General features: G+C 60.3%; 16 protein-coding genes. 13 read left to right on the forward strand and 3 right to left on the reverse strand.

Going from position 1 to position 19,513, the window contains the following annotated elements; all coding sequences use genetic code 11:
- Nucleotides 1-2: 2 nt before the first annotated feature.
- Nucleotides 3-431, reverse strand: a complete 429-nt coding sequence (locus tag ACOYXI_RS24405) for a DNA polymerase III subunit chi (protein ID WP_098967338.1) — start codon at nt 429-431, stop codon at nt 3-5.
- A 60-nt stretch (nt 432-491) separates the two neighbouring features.
- Nucleotides 492-1,982: a leucyl aminopeptidase gene (locus ACOYXI_RS24410; protein ID WP_210558944.1), complete on the reverse strand. Its 1,491-nt coding sequence runs from the start codon at nt 1,980-1,982 to the stop codon at nt 492-494.
- A gap of 308 nt (nt 1,983-2,290) precedes the next feature.
- Here ACOYXI_RS24410 and lptF point away from each other — a divergent pair, with 308 nt between their 5' ends.
- The 8 genes from lptF to pdxJ all read left to right on the forward strand — a co-directional run bounded on the left by lptF (nt 2,291) and on the right by pdxJ (nt 10,709).
- On the forward strand, nt 2,291-3,412 hold the full coding sequence (gene lptF, locus ACOYXI_RS24415) for an LPS export ABC transporter permease LptF (protein WP_098967341.1): 1,122 nt from the start codon (nt 2,291-2,293) through the stop codon (nt 3,410-3,412).
- Nucleotides 3,405-4,466, forward strand: coding sequence for an LPS export ABC transporter permease LptG (lptG, locus tag ACOYXI_RS24420; RefSeq protein ID WP_007965162.1), 1,062 nt, complete (start codon nt 3,405-3,407; stop codon nt 4,464-4,466). Before lptF ends, lptG begins: the two co-directional genes overlap by 8 nt.
- 172 nt (nt 4,467-4,638) lie before the next feature.
- Complete coding sequence (gene lepA / locus ACOYXI_RS24425) at nt 4,639-6,435, forward strand: translation elongation factor 4 (RefSeq protein ID WP_003221926.1); 1,797 nt, start codon at nt 4,639-4,641, stop codon at nt 6,433-6,435.
- A gap of 9 nt (nt 6,436-6,444) precedes the next feature.
- A complete protein-coding gene (gene lepB / locus ACOYXI_RS24430; RefSeq protein ID WP_096795193.1) occupies nt 6,445-7,299 on the forward strand; it encodes a signal peptidase I in 855 nt (284 codons plus the stop codon).
- Between the two features lie 183 nt (nt 7,300-7,482).
- Nucleotides 7,483-8,172 carry a ribonuclease III gene (rnc, locus tag ACOYXI_RS24435; RefSeq protein WP_024011703.1) on the forward strand — a complete coding sequence of 230 codons (690 nt, stop codon included), beginning with the start codon at nt 7,483-7,485 and terminating at the stop codon, nt 8,170-8,172.
- A complete protein-coding gene (gene era / locus ACOYXI_RS24440) occupies nt 8,165-9,067 on the forward strand; it encodes a GTPase Era (RefSeq protein ID WP_003221935.1) in 903 nt (300 codons plus the stop codon). The genes rnc and era overlap by 8 nt, the downstream gene beginning before the upstream one ends.
- Before the next feature lie 169 nt (nt 9,068-9,236).
- Nucleotides 9,237-9,926: a DNA repair protein RecO gene (recO, locus tag ACOYXI_RS24445; RefSeq protein WP_007965159.1), complete on the forward strand. Its 690-nt coding sequence runs from the start codon at nt 9,237-9,239 to the stop codon at nt 9,924-9,926.
- Between the two features lie 39 nt (nt 9,927-9,965).
- Entirely contained in the window at nt 9,966-10,709 is a 744-nt protein-coding gene (gene pdxJ, locus ACOYXI_RS24450; protein WP_134785501.1) for a pyridoxine 5'-phosphate synthase, read from the forward strand.
- Between the two features lie 127 nt (nt 10,710-10,836).
- On the opposite strand, the gene mltF is transcribed toward pdxJ, so the two are convergent.
- The gene (mltF, locus tag ACOYXI_RS24455; RefSeq protein WP_097086355.1) at nt 10,837-12,297 is read right to left on the reverse strand and encodes a membrane-bound lytic murein transglycosylase MltF; all 1,461 of its coding nucleotides are present in this window, start codon (nt 12,295-12,297) and stop codon (nt 10,837-10,839) included.
- 285 nt (nt 12,298-12,582) lie between these two features.
- On the opposite strand from mltF, the gene purL reads away from it, so the two are divergent.
- The 5 genes from purL (at nt 12,583) to ACOYXI_RS24480 (ending at nt 19,502) form a co-directional block, all read left to right on the forward strand.
- A complete protein-coding gene (gene purL / locus ACOYXI_RS24460) occupies nt 12,583-16,479 on the forward strand; it encodes a phosphoribosylformylglycinamidine synthase (RefSeq protein WP_134785502.1) in 3,897 nt (1,298 codons plus the stop codon).
- 5 nt (nt 16,480-16,484) lie between these two features.
- Nucleotides 16,485-16,796 carry a YqfO family protein gene (locus ACOYXI_RS24465; RefSeq protein ID WP_098967364.1) on the forward strand — a complete coding sequence of 104 codons (312 nt, stop codon included), beginning with the start codon at nt 16,485-16,487 and terminating at the stop codon, nt 16,794-16,796.
- Between the two features lie 1,001 nt (nt 16,797-17,797).
- Nucleotides 17,798-18,160 (forward strand): DUF6124 family protein, encoded by a 363-nt coding sequence (locus ACOYXI_RS24470; protein WP_134785503.1) that lies wholly within the window; start codon nt 17,798-17,800, stop codon nt 18,158-18,160.
- 273 nt (nt 18,161-18,433) lie between these two features.
- Nucleotides 18,434-19,072: a DUF6036 family nucleotidyltransferase gene (locus ACOYXI_RS24475; protein ID WP_185022082.1), complete on the forward strand. Its 639-nt coding sequence runs from the start codon at nt 18,434-18,436 to the stop codon at nt 19,070-19,072.
- Nucleotides 19,056-19,502: a hypothetical protein gene (locus tag ACOYXI_RS24480; RefSeq protein ID WP_007967820.1), complete on the forward strand. Its 447-nt coding sequence runs from the start codon at nt 19,056-19,058 to the stop codon at nt 19,500-19,502. The genes ACOYXI_RS24475 and ACOYXI_RS24480 overlap by 17 nt, the downstream gene beginning before the upstream one ends.
- Nucleotides 19,503-19,513 lie beyond the last annotated feature (11 nt).

Raw genomic sequence — 19,513 nt, forward strand, 5'->3', positions numbered from 1 at the left:
ACTCAGAGTCGCTGTAAACGGTGATCTTGCAGAGGATAGCCCTGTTCGCGGTAGAAACGGAAACTCTCCCGTGCCGCCGCGCGAATCGCCGGATCTTCCACCACCACTTCCGCCACGCGGGCGAATTTACTGGCGAAAGCCGGGACTTTCAGGTCGAGGTTGACCAGCAAGTCCTGATGCTCGCCGCAGTCAGCGCCCGTTCCCAGCACGATCAAACCGTCCGGTTCGCTCTCGGCAGGGCCGTGCGGCACGAACGTTTCGCCCTTGAACGCCCACAGACGCGCATCGAGATCATCGCGCTGAGCAGCATCGCTGCAATGCAGGTAGATGCGATGGCCCATGCGCCAGGCTTTCTCGGTGAGCTTGCAGGCAAAGTCCAGGCGAGCCGAAGGATCGGCGCTGGGCAGGATATAGAAGTCGACTTTGGTCATTGCGGTTCCTGAGCCTTGAGCGGCGTCACCGCAAAGTGACGCCGCCCAGGTTCATCGGTTTCAGGCTTTGGCGCGGTCCAGCAGGTATTGGGTCAGCAGCGGAACCGGACGGCCGGTGGCGCCCTTGTCCTTGCCGCCGCTGGTCCACGCGGTGCCCGCGATGTCCAGGTGCGCCCAGTTGAGGTTCTTGGTGAAGCGCGACAGGAAGCACGCGGCGGTGATGGTGCCGGCCTTCGGCCCGCCAATGTTGGCGATGTCGGCGAACGGGCTGTCCAGTTGCTCCTGGTATTCGTCGAACAGCGGCAGTTGCCAGGCGCGGTCGTCAGCAGCTTTGCCGGCGCTGAGCAGTTGCTCGATCAGTTCGTCGTTGTTGCCCAGCAAGCCAGACGTGTGTGCACCGAGTGCAACCACGCAGGCACCGGTCAGGGTGGCGATGTCGATCACTGCTTGTGGCTTGAAGCGCTCGGAGTAGGTCAGGGCGTCGCACAGCACCAGACGGCCTTCGGCGTCGGTGTTGAGGATTTCCACGGTCTGGCCGCTCATGGTGGTGACGATGTCGCCCGGACGCGAAGCATTGCCGCTCGGCATGTTTTCGGCGCAGGCGAGGATGCACACCAGGTTGATCGGCAGTTTCAGTTCGAGCACGGCACGCAGGGTACCGAACACGGAGGCCGCGCCACCCATGTCGTACTTCATTTCGTCCATGCCGGCGCCCGGCTTGAGGCTGATGCCGCCGGTGTCGAAGGTGATGCCTTTACCGACCAGCGCGTAAGGCTTCTCGGACTTCTTGCCTCCGTTGTATTGCATGACGATCAGGCGCGGCGGCTGGGCGCTGCCCTGGCCGACGGCGTAGAACGAGCCCATGCCCAGGGATTTGATCTTCTTCTCGTCGAGGACTTCGACTTTCAGATCCTTGAACTCTTTGCCGAGGTTCTTCGCTTGCTCGCCGAGGAACGTCGGGTGGCAGATGTTCGGCGGCAGGTTGCCCAGATTACGGGTGAAGGCCATGCCGTTGGCGATCGCGGTGGCATGGTTCACGGCGCGCTGCACTTCGGCCTGCGCAGCCTTGATGGTCAGCAGGGTGATTTTCTTCAGGGCGCGCGGTTCGGCTTTCTGGCTCTTGAACTGGTCGAAGGTGTATTCGCCGTCCACTAGGGTTTCCGCCAGCAGACGGATCTTGCCGTAGCTGTCGCGGTTCTTGACGATGATTTCATCCAGGGCCAGCACGGCATCGCTGCCACCCAGACCTTTCAGGGTGTTGAGGATGCCAGCCACGATTTTACGGAACGGACGGTCGCCCAGTTCTTCATCCTTGCCCGCGCCGACCAGCAGCACGCGCTCGGCTTTCAGGTTCGGCAGGCTGTGCAGCAGCAGGCTCTGACCGACCTTGCCGGCCAGATCGCCACGCTTGAGCACGGCGCTGATCGCGCCACCGCTCAGCTCGTCGACCTGTCTGGCGGCGACGCCGAGTTTGCGGCCTTCGCCGACGGCAACCACCAGGGTGGCGGTTTTCAACGTTTCTGGGCTAACGCTTTTTACAACCAGTTCCATGTCCGGATCCCTGAATGAATGGTCAACACACAGGCGTTCGACGGTGTCCGCAGTCGCCTGCTTATAGATAGAAGAGGCGCAGGTCTGTGCCTGCGACGAAGGCGGCAGTTTGAACCTCGCTCACCGCGCCTGACAACCCTCGGTTGTGCGATCTTCAACGGAATCTACGCTTGGGTGAGTGTGCGCAGTGACAGGCGCCCTCAATCACAGGATAATGCCGCATCTTTTTTCGACGGCTCTGCCTTGCGGGTCGCTCGAAACGTTTGCTTGTTTGGCCGCCTTAGCCTGACAACCCTGGAGTGTCTGGTTTGATCGTCTTCCGTTATCTGTCCCGTGAAGTAATGTTGACCCTGAGCGCCGTCAGCGCCGTGCTGCTGGTCATCATCATGAGCGGTCGCTTCATCAAATACCTTGCCCAGGCCGCTGCGGGCCAACTCGATCCGGGATCGCTGTTCCTGATCATGGGTTACCGTCTGCCGGGTTTCATGCAACTGATCCTGCCGTTGGGTCTGTTTCTCGGGATCCTGCTGGCTTACGGCCGGTTGTACCTCGAAAGCGAAATGACCGTGCTCTCGGCCACCGGCATGAGTCAGCAGCGTCTGCTGCGCATGACCCTGTTCCCGGCGACGCTGGTGGCACTGGTGGTGGCGTGGCTGAGCCTGAGTCTGGCCCCGCAGGGCGCCAACCAGTTCCAGCTGCTGCTGAACAAGCAGGACGCCCTGACCGAATTCGATACCCTCGAACCTGGCCGTTTCCAGGCGTTGCGAGACGGCACTCGGGTGACCTACACCGAAAGCCTGACCGACGATCGCGTCAACCTCGGTGGCGTGTTCATCTCGCAGAAAAACCTCGGCTCCGATCAGAAGGACCGCGGGATTTCCGTGCTGGTGGCCGAAAAAGGCCGCCAGGAAGTTCACTCGGACGGCAACCGCTATCTGATCCTGCACAACGGCTATCGCTATGACGGCAGCCCGGGTCAGGCCGATTACCGCGCGATCAAATACGACACCTACGGCGTATTGCTGCCAAAACCTGATGCCAGTGACGAAGTCACCGACCGTGACGCGATCCCGACTTCGACCCTGCTGGGCGCCGACGACGAGCGTTCCAAGGCCGAACTGCAATGGCGGATTTCCCTGCCGTTGCTGGTGTTCATCGTGACCCTGATGGCGGTGCCGCTGTCGCGGGTCAATCCGCGTCAGGGCCGTTTCCTGAAGCTGCTGCCGGCGATTCTTCTTTATATGGCTTACCTGACCATCCTGATTGCCGCCCGCGGCGCCCTCGAAAAAGGCAAGATCCCGCCGGCCCTTGGCCTGTGGTGGGTGCACGGGATCTTCCTGGTCATCGGTCTCGGCCTGCTGTACTGGGAGCCGATGCGTCTGAAGCTGGCCAGCCGTCGCAGCGCTGCGCTGGAGGTGGCCCGTGGTTAAACTCGACCGCTACATCGGCAGCAGCGTATTCGTGGCGATCATCGCCGTGCTGGCGATCATTCTGGGTCTGGCGACCCTGTTTGCCTTCATCGACGAGATGAGCGACGTCAGCGATACCTACACGCTGACCGATGTGCTGAGCTTCGTCCTGCTCACCGCGCCGCGTCGCCTGTACGAAATGCTGCCGATGGCCGCGCTGATCGGCTGTCTGATCGGCCTCGGCAGTCTGGCCAGCAGCAGCGAACTGACGGTCATGCGTGCCGCGGGTGTGTCCATCGGGCGCATCGTCTGGGCCGTCATGAAGCCAATGCTGGTGTTGATGCTGGCCGGCGTACTTATCGGCGAATACGTGGCGCCGGCCACCGAAAGCATGGCCCAGGCCAATCGCTCGCTGGCGCAAGGCAGCGGCGACGCGCAGAGCGCCAAGCACGGCATGTGGCACCGTCAGGGTGAGGAATTCATCCATATCAACGCCGTGCAACCCGACGGCCTGTTGTATGGGGTGACCCGCTATCACTTCGACAAAGAGCGCCACCTGCTCAGCTCCAGCTTCGCCAAGCGTGCGGAGTTCGACGGCAAGCGCTGGCTGCTCAGCGACGTGACCACCACGGTGTTCCACGAGCGCAGCACCGAAGTGGTGAACGCGCCGAGCGAGGAGTGGGACGTGTCGCTGAGCCCGCAACTGCTCAATACGGTGGTGATGGCGCCTGAGTCGCTGTCGATTTCCGGTCTGTGGGGCTATATCCACTATCTGGCGGATCAAGGCCTGAGCAATGGCCGCTATTGGCTGGCATTTTGGGTCAAGGTGTTGCAGCCGCTGGTCACCGCCGCGCTGGTGCTGATGGCGATCTCCTTCATCTTCGGTCCGTTGCGCTCGGTCACCCTCGGTCAGCGAGTGTTCACCGGTGTGCTGGTGGGCTTCACCTTCCGCATCGTCCAGGATCTGCTTGGCCCTTCGAGCCTGGTGTTCGGTTTCTCGCCGCTGTTCGCGGTGCTGGTGCCAGCCACGGTCTGTGCGCTGGCGGGTGTGTGGTTGCTGCGACGGGCCGGCTGATGGCCGCGTTGTTGCCAACGCTTTAACCGCGAAAACGCCTCGGTCGACAGATCGGGGCGTTTTCGTATGCAATCGGGGTGACAGGCGAACGTGACGCTTGCGCCGTGTATCAGGTACAATTCCCGGCTATTTTTCGGCGGGCCAAGCCTGCAGCCTTTTTGAGTGTTGATCCGTGAGTGATTTGAGTCATATCCGCAATTTCTCCATCATCGCCCACATTGACCATGGCAAGTCGACGCTGGCTGACCGTTTCATCCAGATGTGCGGTGGCCTGGCCGAGCGTGAAATGGAAGCCCAGGTACTGGATTCCATGGATCTGGAGCGCGAACGCGGGATCACCATCAAGGCCCACAGCGTTACCCTCTATTACAAAGCCAAAGATGGCGTCACCTACCAGCTGAACTTCATTGACACCCCGGGTCACGTCGACTTCACCTACGAAGTCAGCCGTTCCCTGGCCGCGTGTGAAGGGGCGTTGCTGGTGGTCGATGCCGGTCAGGGTGTTGAAGCCCAGTCCGTGGCCAACTGCTACACCGCCATCGAGCAAGGCCTCGAGGTCATGCCGGTGCTGAACAAGATCGACCTGCCACAGGCTGAGCCGGACCGCGTCAAGGACGAGATCGAGAAGATCATCGGCATCGACGCCACCGACGCCGTCACCTGCAGCGCCAAGACCGGCCTGGGTGTCGACGAGGTGCTCGAGCGTCTGGTCGCGACCATTCCTGCGCCGACCGGCAACATCGAAGATCCGTTGCAAGCGCTGATCATCGACTCCTGGTTCGACAACTACCTGGGCGTTGTCTCCCTGGTGCGCGTGCGTCATGGCCGCGTGAAGAAGGGCGACAAGATCCTGGTGAAATCCACCGGCAAGATCCACCTGGTCGACAGCGTTGGTGTATTCAACCCGAAGCACACCGCTACCGCTGACCTCAAGGCTGGCGAAGTGGGCTTCATCATCGCCAGCATCAAGGACATTCACGGTGCACCGGTCGGTGACACCCTGACCCTGAGCTCGACTCCGGATGTACCGGTTCTGCCCGGTTTCAAACGCATTCAGCCACAGGTTTACGCCGGTCTGTTCCCGGTCAGCTCCGACGACTTCGAGGACTTCCGTGAAGCGCTGCAGAAACTGACCCTGAACGACTCGTCGCTGCAGTACACCCCGGAAAGCTCCGACGCACTGGGCTTCGGCTTCCGTTGCGGGTTCCTCGGCATGCTGCACATGGAGATCATCCAGGAGCGCCTCGAGCGCGAATACGACCTGGATCTGATCACCACCGCGCCAACGGTAATTTTCGAGCTGGTGCTGAAAACCGGTGAAACGATTTACGTCGACAACCCGTCCAAACTTCCGGATGTGTCGGCCATCGAAGACATGCGCGAGCCAATCGTGCGCGCCAACATCCTGGTTCCGCAGGAACACCTGGGAAACGTCATCACCCTGTGCATCGAGAAACGCGGTGTGCAGGTCGACATGCTGTTCCTCGGCAATCAGGTGCAGGTCACTTACGACCTGCCGATGAACGAAGTGGTCCTGGACTTCTTCGACCGTCTCAAATCCACCAGCCGCGGCTATGCTTCGCTGGATTACCATTTCGATCGTTACCAATCGGCTAATCTGGTGAAACTGGACGTGCTGATCAACGGTGACAAGGTCGACGCCCTGGCGTTGATCGTGCACCGTGACAATTCGCACTTCAAAGGTCGCCAGTTGACCGAGAAGATGAAAGAACTGATTCCTCGTCAGATGTTCGACGTGGCGATCCAGGCGGCCATTGGCGGTCAGATCGTTGCCCGGACAACCGTCAAGGCACTCAGAAAGAACGTATTGGCCAAATGCTACGGCGGTGACGTAAGCCGTAAGAAAAAGCTGCTTGAAAAGCAAAAGGCCGGTAAGAAACGCATGAAGCAGGTCGGCAACGTGGAAATTCCACAAGAAGCCTTCCTTGCCGTGCTCAGGTTGGAATAGTCAGGTCCTATGTCACTAAATTTCCCGCTGTTGCTGGTCATCGCCGTGTTGGTCTGCGGCCTGTTGGCGTTGCTCGATCTGCTGTTCCTGGCGCCGCGTCGGCGTGCTGCCATTGCCTCTTATCAAGGCAGTGTCAGCCAGCCCGAGCCCGTGGTGGTCGAGAAGCTGAACAAAGAGCCGTTGCTGGTTGAATACGGTAAGTCGTTCTTTCCGGTGCTGTTCATCGTGCTGGTGCTGCGTTCGTTCCTGGTGGAACCGTTCCAGATCCCGTCCGGCTCGATGAAACCGACTCTGGACGTGGGCGACTTCATTCTGGTGAACAAGTTTTCTTACGGGATCCGCCTGCCGGTGATCGACAAGAAAATCATCGAAGTCGGTGATCCGCAGCGTGGCGATGTGATGGTGTTCCGCTACCCGAGCGACCCGAACGTCAACTACATCAAGCGTGTAGTCGGTCTGCCGGGCGATACGGTGCGTTACACCGCCGACAAGCGTCTGTTGGTCAATGGCGAGTCGATTGCCGAGCAACTGGTCGGCTCCGAGCCGGGCACGCTGGGCAGCGCGGAACTCTACAAGGAAAAACTCGGCGCTGCCGAGCACCTGATCCGCAAGGAAATGAGCCGCTACCGCGCTACGCCGGACCATACCTGGACCGTGCCGGCCGGGCACTACTTCATGATGGGCGACAACCGCGACAACTCCAACGACAGTCGCTACTGGGATGACCCGAACATTCCCAAGGATCTGCTGGGCATGGTTCCCGACCAGAATATCGTCGGCAAAGCCTTCGCTGTCTGGATGAGCTGGCCGGAACCGAAACTCAGCCACCTGCCGAATTTCTCGCGGGTTGGCCTGATCAAGTAATCAATCACGGCGCTGTTGACCACAGCGCCGAATGCATTTCTGGAGTCGACACAAATCGGCACCAGGGCATGAAGCCACGATATTCAGGACGTCATTTTTGAACACAGCGTTAATTGTCCCAGGCCTGCGCCGTACCCCGGCGATGGCAGTGGAATCCAGCCACGAACTCAGCGTGGGTAAACCGTGAGCGTTTCTCTAAGCCGTCTCGAGCGCCAGCTCGGTTACACCTTCAAGGATCAGGAGCTGATGCTGCTGGCCCTCACGCACCGCAGCTTTGCCGGGCGTAACAACGAACGCCTGGAATTCCTCGGCGATGCCATCCTCAACTTCGTCGCTGGCGAGGCGCTGTTCGATCGCTTCCCGCTGGCCCGCGAAGGCCAGTTGTCGCGTTTGCGCGCACGTTTGGTGAAGGGTGAGACACTGGCGGTGCTGGCCCGTGGTTTCGACTTGGGCGACTACCTGCGTCTGGGCTCGGGCGAACTGAAAAGCGGTGGCTTCCGTCGCGAATCGATTCTGGCCGATGCCCTCGAAGCGCTGATCGGTGCGATCTACCTCGATGCCGGCATGGACGTCGCTCGCGAGCGCGTACTGGCCTGGCTGGCCGGTGAGTTCGAAGGCCTGACGCTGGTCGACACCAACAAGGATCCCAAGACCCGTCTGCAGGAACATCTGCAATCGCGCGGTTGCGAACTGCCACGCTACGAAGTGGTGGATATCCAGGGTGAGCCGCACTGCCGTACCTTCTTCGTCGAGTGCGAAGTGGTCTTATTGAATGAAAAAAGCCGAGGTCAGGGTGTGAGCCGTCGTATCGCCGAACAGGTAGCGGCCGCCGCAGCACTGATTGCCCTGGGCGTGGAGAATGGCAATGACTGATACAAACGCAACTCGCTGTGGCTACGTTGCCATCGTCGGCCGTCCCAACGTCGGCAAATCGACGTTGCTGAACCACATCCTCGGCCAGAAGCTCGCGATCACCTCGCGCAAGCCGCAGACCACCCGCCACAACATGCTCGGGATCAAGACCGAGGGTGACGTGCAGGCGATCTACGTCGACACCCCCGGCATGCACAAGGGTGGCGAAAAGGCCCTGAACCGCTACATGAACAAAACCGCTTCGGCGGCGTTGAAAGACGTCGACGTGGTGATCTTCGTGGTTGATCGCACCAAGTGGACCGAAGAGGACCAGATGGTGCTGGAGCGCGTGCAGTACGTGACCGGCCCGCTGATCGTCGCGCTGAACAAGACCGACCGCATCGAAGACAAGGCCGAGCTGATGCCGCACCTGTCGTGGTTGCAGGAACAGCTGCCGAACGCGCAGATCATCCCGATTTCCGCGCAGCACGGGCACAACCTCGACGCGCTGGAAAAGGTCATCGCCGATCACCTGCCGGAGAACGATCACTTCTTCCCGGAAGACCAGATCACCGACCGTAGCAGCCGTTTCCTCGCCGCCGAACTGGTGCGCGAGAAAATCATGCGTCAGATGGGCGCCGAGCTGCCGTACCAGATCACCGTCGAGATCGAAGAGTTCAAGCAGCAGGGCAAGACCCTGCACATCCACGCGCTGATCCTGGTCGAGCGTGACGGGCAGAAGAAGATCATCATTGGTGACAAGGGCGAGCGCATCAAACGCATCGGCACCGAAGCGCGCAAGGACATGGAGCTGCTGTTCGACTCCAAGATCATGCTCAACCTGTGGGTCAAGGTGAAGGGCGGCTGGTCCGACGACGAGCGTGCTTTGCGTTCGCTGGGTTACGGCGACCTGTAAATAGCGGTTTTCCGAAACACCGGAGAACCCCCTGTGGGAGCGGGCTTGCTCGCGAATGCGCAGTGTCAGTCGACCTATGCTTTGACTGATTCAGCGCTTTCGCGAGCAAGCCCGCTCCCACAGTAGTTTTGGGTTGTGAGTAAAACCGCGTTTCTTCATCGAGAACTCCATGTCGCAAACCCCACCTCCCGCCCAGCTCGCCTACGTCCTGCATTCGCGCGCCTACCGCGAAACCAGCGCGCTGGTCGACTTCCTCACGCCGCAAGGGCGGCTGCGGGCGGTGTTGCGCAGTGCGCGGGGCAAGGCCGGGACACTGGCGCGGCCATTCGTGCCGCTGGAAGTCGAGTTTCGTGGCAAGGGTGAATTGAAGAACGTCGGGCGCATGGAAAGTGCCGGCAACGCGACCTGGATGGTCGGTGAGGCGCTGTTCAGTGGCCTCTATCTCAATGAGCTGCTGATCCGCCTGCTGCCTGCCGAAGACCCGCACCCGGCGGTGTTCGACCATTACGCTGCAACACTGCTGGCCCTGGCCGAAGGTCGCCCGCTGGAGCCGTTGTTGCGCTCGTTCGAATGGCGCCTGTTGGACGATCTCGGTTACGGCTTCTCCCTGAATACCGATATCCACAGCGAACCGGTCGCGCCGGACGGTCTCTATCGTCTGCAAGTGGATGCCGGACTTGAACGGGTGTTTCTGTTGCAGCCGGGCCTGTTCAACGGCACCGAACTGCTGGCCATGGCCGAAGCCGACTGGACCGCGCCCGGCGCACTGTCGGCGGCCAAGCGTCTGATGCGTCAGGCACTGGCCGTGCACTTGGGCGGTCGCCCCCTCGTCAGCCGCGAGCTATTTCGCAAGCCCTGATATGCTGTGCGCCGAATCTTTCCCTTCAGGAGCGCATCCGTGACCACCAGCAATCGCATTCTTCTTGGCGTGAACATCGACCACGTCGCCACCCTGCGTCAGGCCCGTGGCACACGCTACCCGGATCCGGTCAAGGCAGCGCTGGACGCGGAAGAGGCGGGCGCCGACGGCATCACCGTGCACCTGCGTGAAGACCGCCGGCACATTCAGGAGCGCGACGTGCTGCTGCTCAAGGATGTGCTGCAGACCCGCATGAATTTCGAAATGGGCGTCACCGAAGAAATGATGGCGTTCGCCGAACGCATCCGTCCGGCGCACATCTGCCTCGTCCCGGAAACCCGTCAGGAGCTGACCACTGAAGGCGGTCTGGATGTAGCGGGGCAGGAAGAACGCATCAGGGCAGCGGTCGAGCGCCTGTCGAAGATCGGCAGCGAGGTGTCGCTGTTCATCGATGCTGACGAACGTCAGATCGCTGCGTCGAAGCGCGTTGGTGCGCCGGCCATCGAACTGCATACCGGGCGTTACGCTGATGCCGAAACTCCGAGCGAAGTCGCTGAAGAGCTGAAGCGTGTGGCCGACGGCGTGGCGTTTGGTCTGGCGCAGGGCCTGATCGTCAACGCCGGGCATGGCCTGCATTATCACAACGTCGAAGCCGTGGCGGCGATCAAGGGCATCAACGAATTGAACATCGGCCATGCGCTGGTGGCGCATGCGTTGTTCGTGGGCTTCAAGTCGGCAGTGTCCGAGATGAAAGCGCTGATTCTGGCTGCCGCCAAGCCCTAAGCAACACCCCAGAACCCAATGTGGGAGCGGGCTTGCTCGCGAAGGCGGTGTATCAGTCAAAGAATATGTCGACTGACACACCGCCTTCGCGAGCAAGCCCGCTCCCACATTGGATTTATGCTGTTGGTTAGAGCGGGGCAGGCTCTTGAGCCGGTTTTGACTTGTCGATACCGGGCACATGCAGATTGCCCTCGGCCACCTGATCGCCTTCAAGCTGCGGCTGGGTCACCCAGGTCAGGATGTCGTAGTAGCGACGGATGTTCGCCACGAAATGCACCGGCTCGCCGCCCCGGGCGTAGCCGTAGCGGGTCTTGCTGTACCACTGTTTCTGCGACAGGCGCGGCAGCATCTTCTTCACGTCCAGCCACTTGTCCGGGTTCAGGCCTTCGCGGGACGCCAGTTTGCGTGCGTCATCGAGGTGACCGCTGCCGACGTTGTACGCCGCCAGGGCAAACCAGGTGCGATCCGGCTCCTGAATCGATTCGTCGAGCTGATCCTTCATGTAGGCCAGGTACTTGGCGCCGCCCATGATGCTTTGCTTGGGATCGAGACGGTTCGACACGCCCATCGCCTGAGCGGTGTTCTGGGTCAGCATCATCAAACCGCGCACGCCGGTTTTCGAAGTGACTGCCGGTTGCCACAGCGATTCCTGATAACCGATGGCCGCCAGCAGGCGCCAGTCGACTTTCTCTTTCTTGGCGTAGGTTTTGAAGTGCTGTTCGTATTTGGGCAGGCGCTGCTGCAAGTGCTGGGCGAAGGTGGTGGCGCCCATGTAGCCGAGGACATCGACATGGCCGTAATAACGGTCTTTCAGGCGCTGCAGGGTGCCGTTCTTCTGCACCTTGTCGAGGTAGGCGTTGATCTCGTTGAGCAGGCTGTTGTCTTCGCCAGCAGCCACCGCCCAACTCTGGCTGCGCGCATCGCCGAGGTCGAAGGCCACGCGGATGTTGGTGAAGTACACCTGGTTCATCGCCACTTCGTTGGAGTCGACCAGCGTCAGGTCGATCTGGCCTTCATCGACCATGCGCAACAGGTCGACCACTTCAACGGCGTCGGATTCTTCGTATTCGATGCCCGGAAATTTCTTTTTCAGCTCCGCCAGTTGTTCGGCGTGGGTGCTGCCCTTGAGCACCATGATTTTCTTGCCGACCAGATCACCCGGGTCGGTAGGGCGCGACTGGCCGTTGCGATAGATGATCTGCGGAGTGACTTCGAGGTAGGAGTGGGAGAACCGCACCTGCTTCTTGCGATCCTCGCTGCTGACCAGACCTGCCGCCGCCAGCACCGGGCCGTTCGGCTTGCCGATCTGGTTGAACAGGTCATCAAGGTTGTCGGCGGTCTCGATCTTCAGTTCAACCCCCAAATCGTCGGCGAAGCGCTTCACCAGCTCGTATTCGAAGCCGGTTTCACCGCTGCGATCCTGAAAGTAGGTGGCGGGGCTGTTACGGGTAATCACCCGCAGCACACCATCCTCCTTTACGCGCTCGAGTGTGTTGGGTTTATCAACACAGCCACCGAGCATCAGGAAGAGTCCGGTTGCGATCAGCCATTTGGCGTACCGCGGACGCAAAGCCGTTGGGAAAAACATCTGCGCAGTATACGCAAACGGCTGCGGGCGCCATATCTCGACAGTGAGCGGCTTGTCTGCTAGAGATCACAAAACCGCACGAAACCCCGCAGGAATGGGGCTGAACGGCATTTTGTGACAGGAAAAATAAGCGCGGCTCGTGCACCCTCGGAATTTGACTTCAAAGGCAGAAACACAGATTGATATCCGAGTGCAACCGTGCGTAGCGTTTCGGGTGATGTTGAGGGCGGTTTAGGCTAGAATGCACGGCCTCAAAGCACACCCCTTCCCGAGGCTGTCCCGAAGATGTTGATCCTGCGCGGCGCTCCTGCCCTTTCTGCCTTTCGCCACAGCAAACTCCTTGAGCAACTGAGCCAGAAGGTTCCAGCTGTCAGTGGCCTGTATGCTGAATTCGCTCACTTCGCCGAAGTCACCGGCGTCCTGACCGGCGACGAACAGCAGGTGCTTGCGCGCCTTCTGAAGTACGGCCCAAGCGTTCCGGTACAAGAGCCGACCGGTCGTCTGTTTCTGGTGTTGCCGCGTTTCGGCACCATCTCGCCATGGTCGAGCAAGGCCAGCGACATCGCCCGCAACTGCGGCCTGAGCAAGATCCAGCGCCTGGAGCGCGGCATCGCGTTCTACGTGGCCGGCCAGTTCAGCGACACCGAAGCCCAGCAAATCGCCGACGTGCTGCATGACCGCATGACCCAGATCGTTCTGGGCAACCTGGAACAGGCCGCCGGTCTGTTCAGCCACGCCGAGCCGAAGCCGCTGACCGCGATCGACATCCTTGGCGGCGGTCGCGCCGCACTGGAAAAAGCCAACACCGAACTCGGTCTGGCCTTGGCCGAAGACGAGATCGACTATCTGGTCAACGCCTTCAACGGTCTCAAGCGCAACCCGCACGACATCGAACTGATGATGTTCGCCCAGGCCAACTCCGAGCACTGCCGCCACAAGATCTTCAACGCCAGTTGGGATATTGACGGCGAGAGCCAGGAAAAAAGCCTGTTCGGCATGATCAAGAACACCTATCAGATGCACAACGAAGGCGTGCTGTCCGCTTATAAGGACAACGCCTCGGTGATCGTCGGCAACGTCGCCGGCCGCTTCTTCCCGGATCCGGAAACCCGCCAGTACGGCGCGGTGCAGGAGCCGGTGCACATTCTGATGAAGGTCGAGACCCACAACCACCCGACCGCGATCGCCCCGTTCCCGGGCGCATCCACCGGTTCCGGTGGCGAGATTCGCGACGAAGGTGCAACCGGTCGTGGCGCCAAACCGAAGGCTGGTCTGACCGGTTTCACCGTATCCAACCTGCAGATCCCGGGCTTCGAACAGCCGTGGGAAGTGCCGTACGGCAAGCCTGAGCGCATCGTTACCGCGCTGGACATCATGATCGAAGGCCCGCTGGGCGGCGCCGCGTTCAACAACGAATTCGGGCGTCCGGCCCTGACTGGCTACTTCCGTACCTTCGAACAGTCGATCACCACCCCGCACGGTGACGAAGTTCGTGGCTACCACAAGCCGATCATGCTCGCCGGCGGCATGGGCAACATCCGTGAAGAACACGTCAAGAAAGGCGAGATTCTGGTCGGCTCCAAGCTGATCGTGCTTGGCGGCCCGGCCATGCTCATCGGTTTGGGCGGCGGTGCCGCTTCCTCGATGGCCACCGGTACCAGCTCGGCGGATCTCGACTTCGCTTCCGTACAGCGTGAAAACCCTGAGATGGAGCGTCGCTGCCAGGAAGTCATCGACCGTTGCTGGCAACTGGGCGACAAGAACCCGATCAGCTTCATCCACGACGTGGGCGCGGGCGGTCTGTCCAACGCCTTCCCGGAACTGGTCAACGACGGCGACCGCGGCGGCCGTTTCGAACTGCGCAACATTCCCAACGACGAGCCGGGCATGGCCCCGCACGAAATCTGGTCCAACGAATCGCAGGAACGTTACGTTCTGGCGGTCGGTCCGGCCGATTTCGAGCGCTTCAAGGCGATCTGCGAACGCGAGCGTTGCCCGTTCGCCGTGGTCGGCGAAGCCACTGCCGAGCCAAAACTGACCGTGACCGACAGCCACTTCGGCAACAACCCGGTGGACATGCCCCTGGAAGTGTTGCTGGGCAAGGCCCCGCGCATGCACCGTTCGGTGGTTCGCGAAGCCGAGCTGGGCGATGATTTCGATCCGTCGAACCTCGACATCAGCGAGTCCATCGAGCGCGTCCTGCATCACCCGGCCGTGGCGAGCAAAAGCTTCCTGATCACCATCGGCGACCGCACCATCACCGGCCTCGTGGCCCGTGACCAGATGGTTGGCCCATGGCAGGTTCCGGTGGCCGACGTCGCAGTTACCGCCACCAGTTTCGACGTCTACACCGGTGAAGCGATGGCGATGGGCGAGCGGACTCCGCTGGCGTTGCTGGACGCTCCGGCGTCGGGCCGCATGGCCATCGGCGAAACCCTGACCAACATTGCCGCCTCGCGCATCAACAAGATCTCCGACATCAAACTGTCGGCGAACTGGATGTCCGCCGCCGGCCATCCGGGCGAAGACGCGCGTCTGTACGACACCGTGAAAGCGGTCGGCATGGAACTGTGCCCTGAGCTGGGCATCACCATTCCGGTCGGCAAGGACTCGATGTCCATGGCCACCCGCTGGAACGACAACGGTGAAGAAAAAACCGTGACCTCGCCGATGTCGCTGATCGTGACCGGTTTCGCGCCAGTGGCTGACATCCGTCAGACCCTGACCCCGGAACTGCGCATGGACAAGGGGACCACCGACCTGATCCTGATCGACCTCGGTCGTGGTCAGAACCGTATGGGTGCTTCGATCCTTGCTCAGGTTCACGGCAAGCTCGGCAAGCAGGCTCCGGACGTCGATGACGCCGAAGACCTGAAAGCCTTTTTCGCGGTGATCCAGGGCCTCAACGCCGACGGTCACCTGCTGGCTTACCACGACCGTTCCGACGGTGGTCTGCTGACCTCCGTGGTGGAAATGGCGTTCGCCGGCCACTGCGGTCTGAGCCTGAACCTGGACAGCGTTGCCGAAAACTCGGCCGAAATCGCTGCGATCCTGTTCAACGAAGAACTGGGTGCAGTGATCCAGGTTCGTCAGGACGCCACCCCGGACATCCTCGCGCAGTTCAGCGCGGCCGGTCTGGGTGACTGCGTGTCGGTGATCGGTCAGCCGATCAACAATGGCCAGATCAACATCACCTTCAACGGTGACACCGTGTTCGAAGGCCAGCGTCGTCTGCTGCAACGTCAGTGGGCCGAGACCAGCTACCAGATCCAGCGTCTGCGCGACAACGCCGACTGCGCCGAGCAAGAGTTCGACGCGCTGCTGGAAGAAGACAACCCGGGCCTGAGCGTCAAGCTGAGCTACGACGTCAACCAGGACATCGCCGCGCCTTACATCAAGAAGGGTATCCGCCCACAGGTTGCCGTGCTGCGTGAGCAGGGCGTCAACGGTCAGGTGGAAATGGCGGCAGCGTTCGACCGCGCCGGTTTCAACGCGATCGACGTGCACATGAGCGACATTCTCGCTGGCCGCGTCGACCTGAACGAGTTCAAAGGTCTGGTGGCCTGCGGTGGCTTCTCCTACGGCGACGTACTCGGCGCCGGTGAAGGCTGGGCCAAGTCGGCGCTGTTCAACAGCCGTGCCCGCGATGCGTTCCAGGGCTTCTTCGAACGTAACGACAGCTTCACCCTCGGCGTGTGCAACGGTTGCCAGATGATGTCCAACCTGCACGAGCTGATCCCGGGTAGCGAGTTCTGGCCGCACTTCGTGCGCAACCGCTCCGAGCAGTTCGAAGCGCGCGTGGCGATGGTGCAGATCCAGGAGTCGAACTCGATCTTCCTGCAGGGCATGGCCGGTTCGCGTATGCCGATCGCCATCGCTCACGGTGAAGGCCATGCCGAGTTCTCCAGCGAAGAAGCGCTGCTGGAAGCCGATCTGTCCGGTTGCGTGGCGATGCGTTTCGTCGACAACCATGGCAAGGTCACCGAAGCCTACCCGGCCAACCCGAACGGCTCGCCGCGCGGGATTACCGGTCTCACCAGCCGCGACGGTCGTGTGACGATCATGATGCCGCACCCGGAGCGGGTGTTCCGCGCGGTGCAGAACTCGTGGCGTTCGGAGGACTGGACCGAGGATGCTCCTTGGATGCGCATGTTCCGTAACGCGCGCGTCTGGGTGAACTGAGGCCTGTGTACAAGCTCGGGTTTTTTGTTCCTGACAGTCATGTCGAGGTGGTCAAGGACGCTGTATTCGCTGCCGGTGGTGGGCGGATCGGGGACTATGACCACTGTGCTTGGCAGGTGCTTGGGTCTGGTCAGTTTCGGCCTTTGGACGGCAGTCAGCCGTTCATTGGTGAGGCGGGGCAGGTTGAGCGGGTCGAGGAATGGAAGGTTGAGCTTGTCGTTTGTGACGAGTTGATTCGTGATGTGGTGGCGGCTTTGAAGTTGAGTCACCCTTACGAGACGCCGGCTTATGAGGTGTGGCGGCTGGAGGATTTCTGATCTTTTTGCCGCTGGAACGGGAAACCCGCAGATGAGTGATTGTCTGCGGGTTTTTTGTTGGCTGCGATTTGCTTTTCTGTAGGAGTGAGCCTGCTCGCGATGGCGCCCTGACAGGCGACCATGCTCTGGCTGACTGTGTGAATATCCGTTTCTGCGGGTGCTGCGGCTGGCGGTTTCGCTCTTACAGCGAGTCACTTTTGACAAACGCCTCAAAAGTAACCAAAAAGTCTTGCTCCTACGTTCGGCCCGCTCGCTGGGGCTCGGGGTCCCTTCGCTCCGGGATTGATCCGGGCGCAGCGCCTCCGGTTTGCTTCGCTGCACCTCCTCTCGCTGTGTTTGGCTGCGCCAAACGGTCGCTGCGCTCCCACCCCCGGATCAATCCCTCCACTCAGCCTTCCGACGTCGCCCGTGGATCAAGATCAAGAGCTGCAGCCGAGCTTGCGCTCATCCTGTTGAGTGGTGAGGAGCACGGGTATTCGGCTTTGGGTTTGCGGTGCTCTCGCCCCTCATCGGAACGCCGCCCGCCCAGCCCTCTCCCGAGGGAGAGGGAGCCGATTTTTGGGCTTTTGAAAGTCTGAGTTCGACTCGGTATCGCATGTCGGCGTAGTTCTCCCAAACACCTCGGTCAGTCCCCTCTCCCTCTGGGAGAGGGTTAGGGTGAGGGTTGGCTTTTGGCTGTTTAAATCTGTGTCAAATAACCAGAACCTTCCCACAAGGTTTTCAGGTTGTCCCTCGGACGCTCGGTCTCTAGGCTTTGTCTGTCGCTGCCAATTCAGCGACCGGGCGTGAGATCCCCGGAATGCTTGCAACTAGCGCCAACACCACGATAATTGGCGCCAGCTCAATCTGCTGCCTGCTTTATGGCGGCTGTGTGCGGGCAGACTTCGGTCTGGCCGGTTGCCTGCTCCGGTGGATCTCACCCTGCACATAGCTGCCACCTCTTTGCCGCGTGAGATCCGGCGAACGATGGCATCTTCACACGCCATAGCAGGAGTTGAATTTTGGACAAACTGATCTCCGATCCACCCCACAAAACCACATCACCACCCGTAGAAGCCATCCGCGTCGAAGACCTGACGAAAGACCGTGAAGCCATCAAGCGCGCTGTCGATTTCTACTTCACCCCACAACCCGCTCAGGCGCATCAGCCCAGCACGATGTTCCTGGTCAACCCAAGCATCGACACCGAAACCCTGCTGGCCCACGCCTACGAATCGTTGGGCTGCGCCAGTGCCATGGCCAGCAACTTCGCCAGCGAACTCAGCGGCCTGCAACGCAGCACCGCACTGGCGATCCAGCAAATCGTCATGCTCGCCGAACTGGCGGTAAACCGCGCGCTGGATCGAGTCGATCCACAAACCTGACGAGCGCCCATCGTTCATCGCCAGCAGGCTGGTTCCCACATTTGAAATGCTTCACTGTGGAAGTGAGCTTGCTCGCGAAAGCATTTTCCTAGCTGTCGGAATACTTCCTGTACCTCATCAATTAGTAGATTTTTCCTACCGGGTTTTCAGGTTGTCCCTCGGAAGCAGCCTCTCTACCTTGGGTTGTCTCTGGCAAACAGCGAACTTGGCAATAGACCGAAAACGGGATGTTGCTCTTTTCACTGAGCCGTCGCTATGACTCTGAGGTTTAAAATGGAATTGCTTCCCGTCGTTACGCCCCGTATCAACACGAACACCGCGTTGGGGCGGGCGCTGGTATCGATGTTCAAGTCAGTCGAGGCGGAACTGATTCAAGAGAACGCTGCGCCGGGGGCGGTCAAGATCATCGTGTTTGGAGGATGCGCGGTTCACCTCTACACCAATCACCGCATATCGTTGGACGTCGACGCGGAAATCTATGAGGCTTGTATTCCGGCAGGATTCGACCTGCGTACGCTGCTTGCCGAGGTGCCGGAGCCGTTTGTCGATGAGCGTTCTGCGCGAAAGATGGAGTTGAACTACGACTTGCAATACAACACTAGCTTTGGCCCGATTCACGAAGATTATTGGTCTCGAAGTATTCCCATGCCAGAGTTTTCGCGGGTGTCCCCTCTCCGTGTACATATTGCTGCACCCGTCGACATAGCCATTACAAAACTGGGCAGGGCTACCGATCACGATATCGCCGACATCAATGCCCTTCTCAGGTTTGGATTCATACTGACCAGCGAGCTCCGGCGTCTGGCATTGCAGGCCATTGATGTATATGTTGGCAACAAAGAGCCACCAACTTCGGTTCTGACTAACATATTGCAAGACTATCTGGAGAAGGGAGATGACGAAGGTGAATGACGCGCACGTCCTCTCATCCGCGTTGGATACTCTCGTCAGGAGCCCTCTCAATCAGGCCGATGACGTCGCGCTGGTGAACGCTGCGAAAGAAGTGTGGTACTCGAATTCTAGTGTTGAAAGCGAGGTTAAGGCGTTTCTGAAAAATCACAGTGACGATATAGAACGCCGTCGCGCGGCTTACCTGTTGGAGCGGTTTACGCGCTTCTCTTGTGTGTCTGATAGTCGCGTGCTGGAAACGCTGCATGCGTTGCAGCTTTTCGCGCACTCGACGCCGAAGCAGGATGTTGCACCTCCAAAGATGGTTTCGTTACGCAATCGCAAGGATCAATTAGCCGTCTCTTGGGGGTTAGCAGAAAGCCTTGGATTGAAGGTTCAAACGCTGATGCCATTCCAGACTCGCCATTACCAGGCAGAACAGCATTTACCCTGAGCTGAACGTGT

The sequence above is a fragment of the Pseudomonas sp. G3-19 genome (assembly GCF_054855875.1).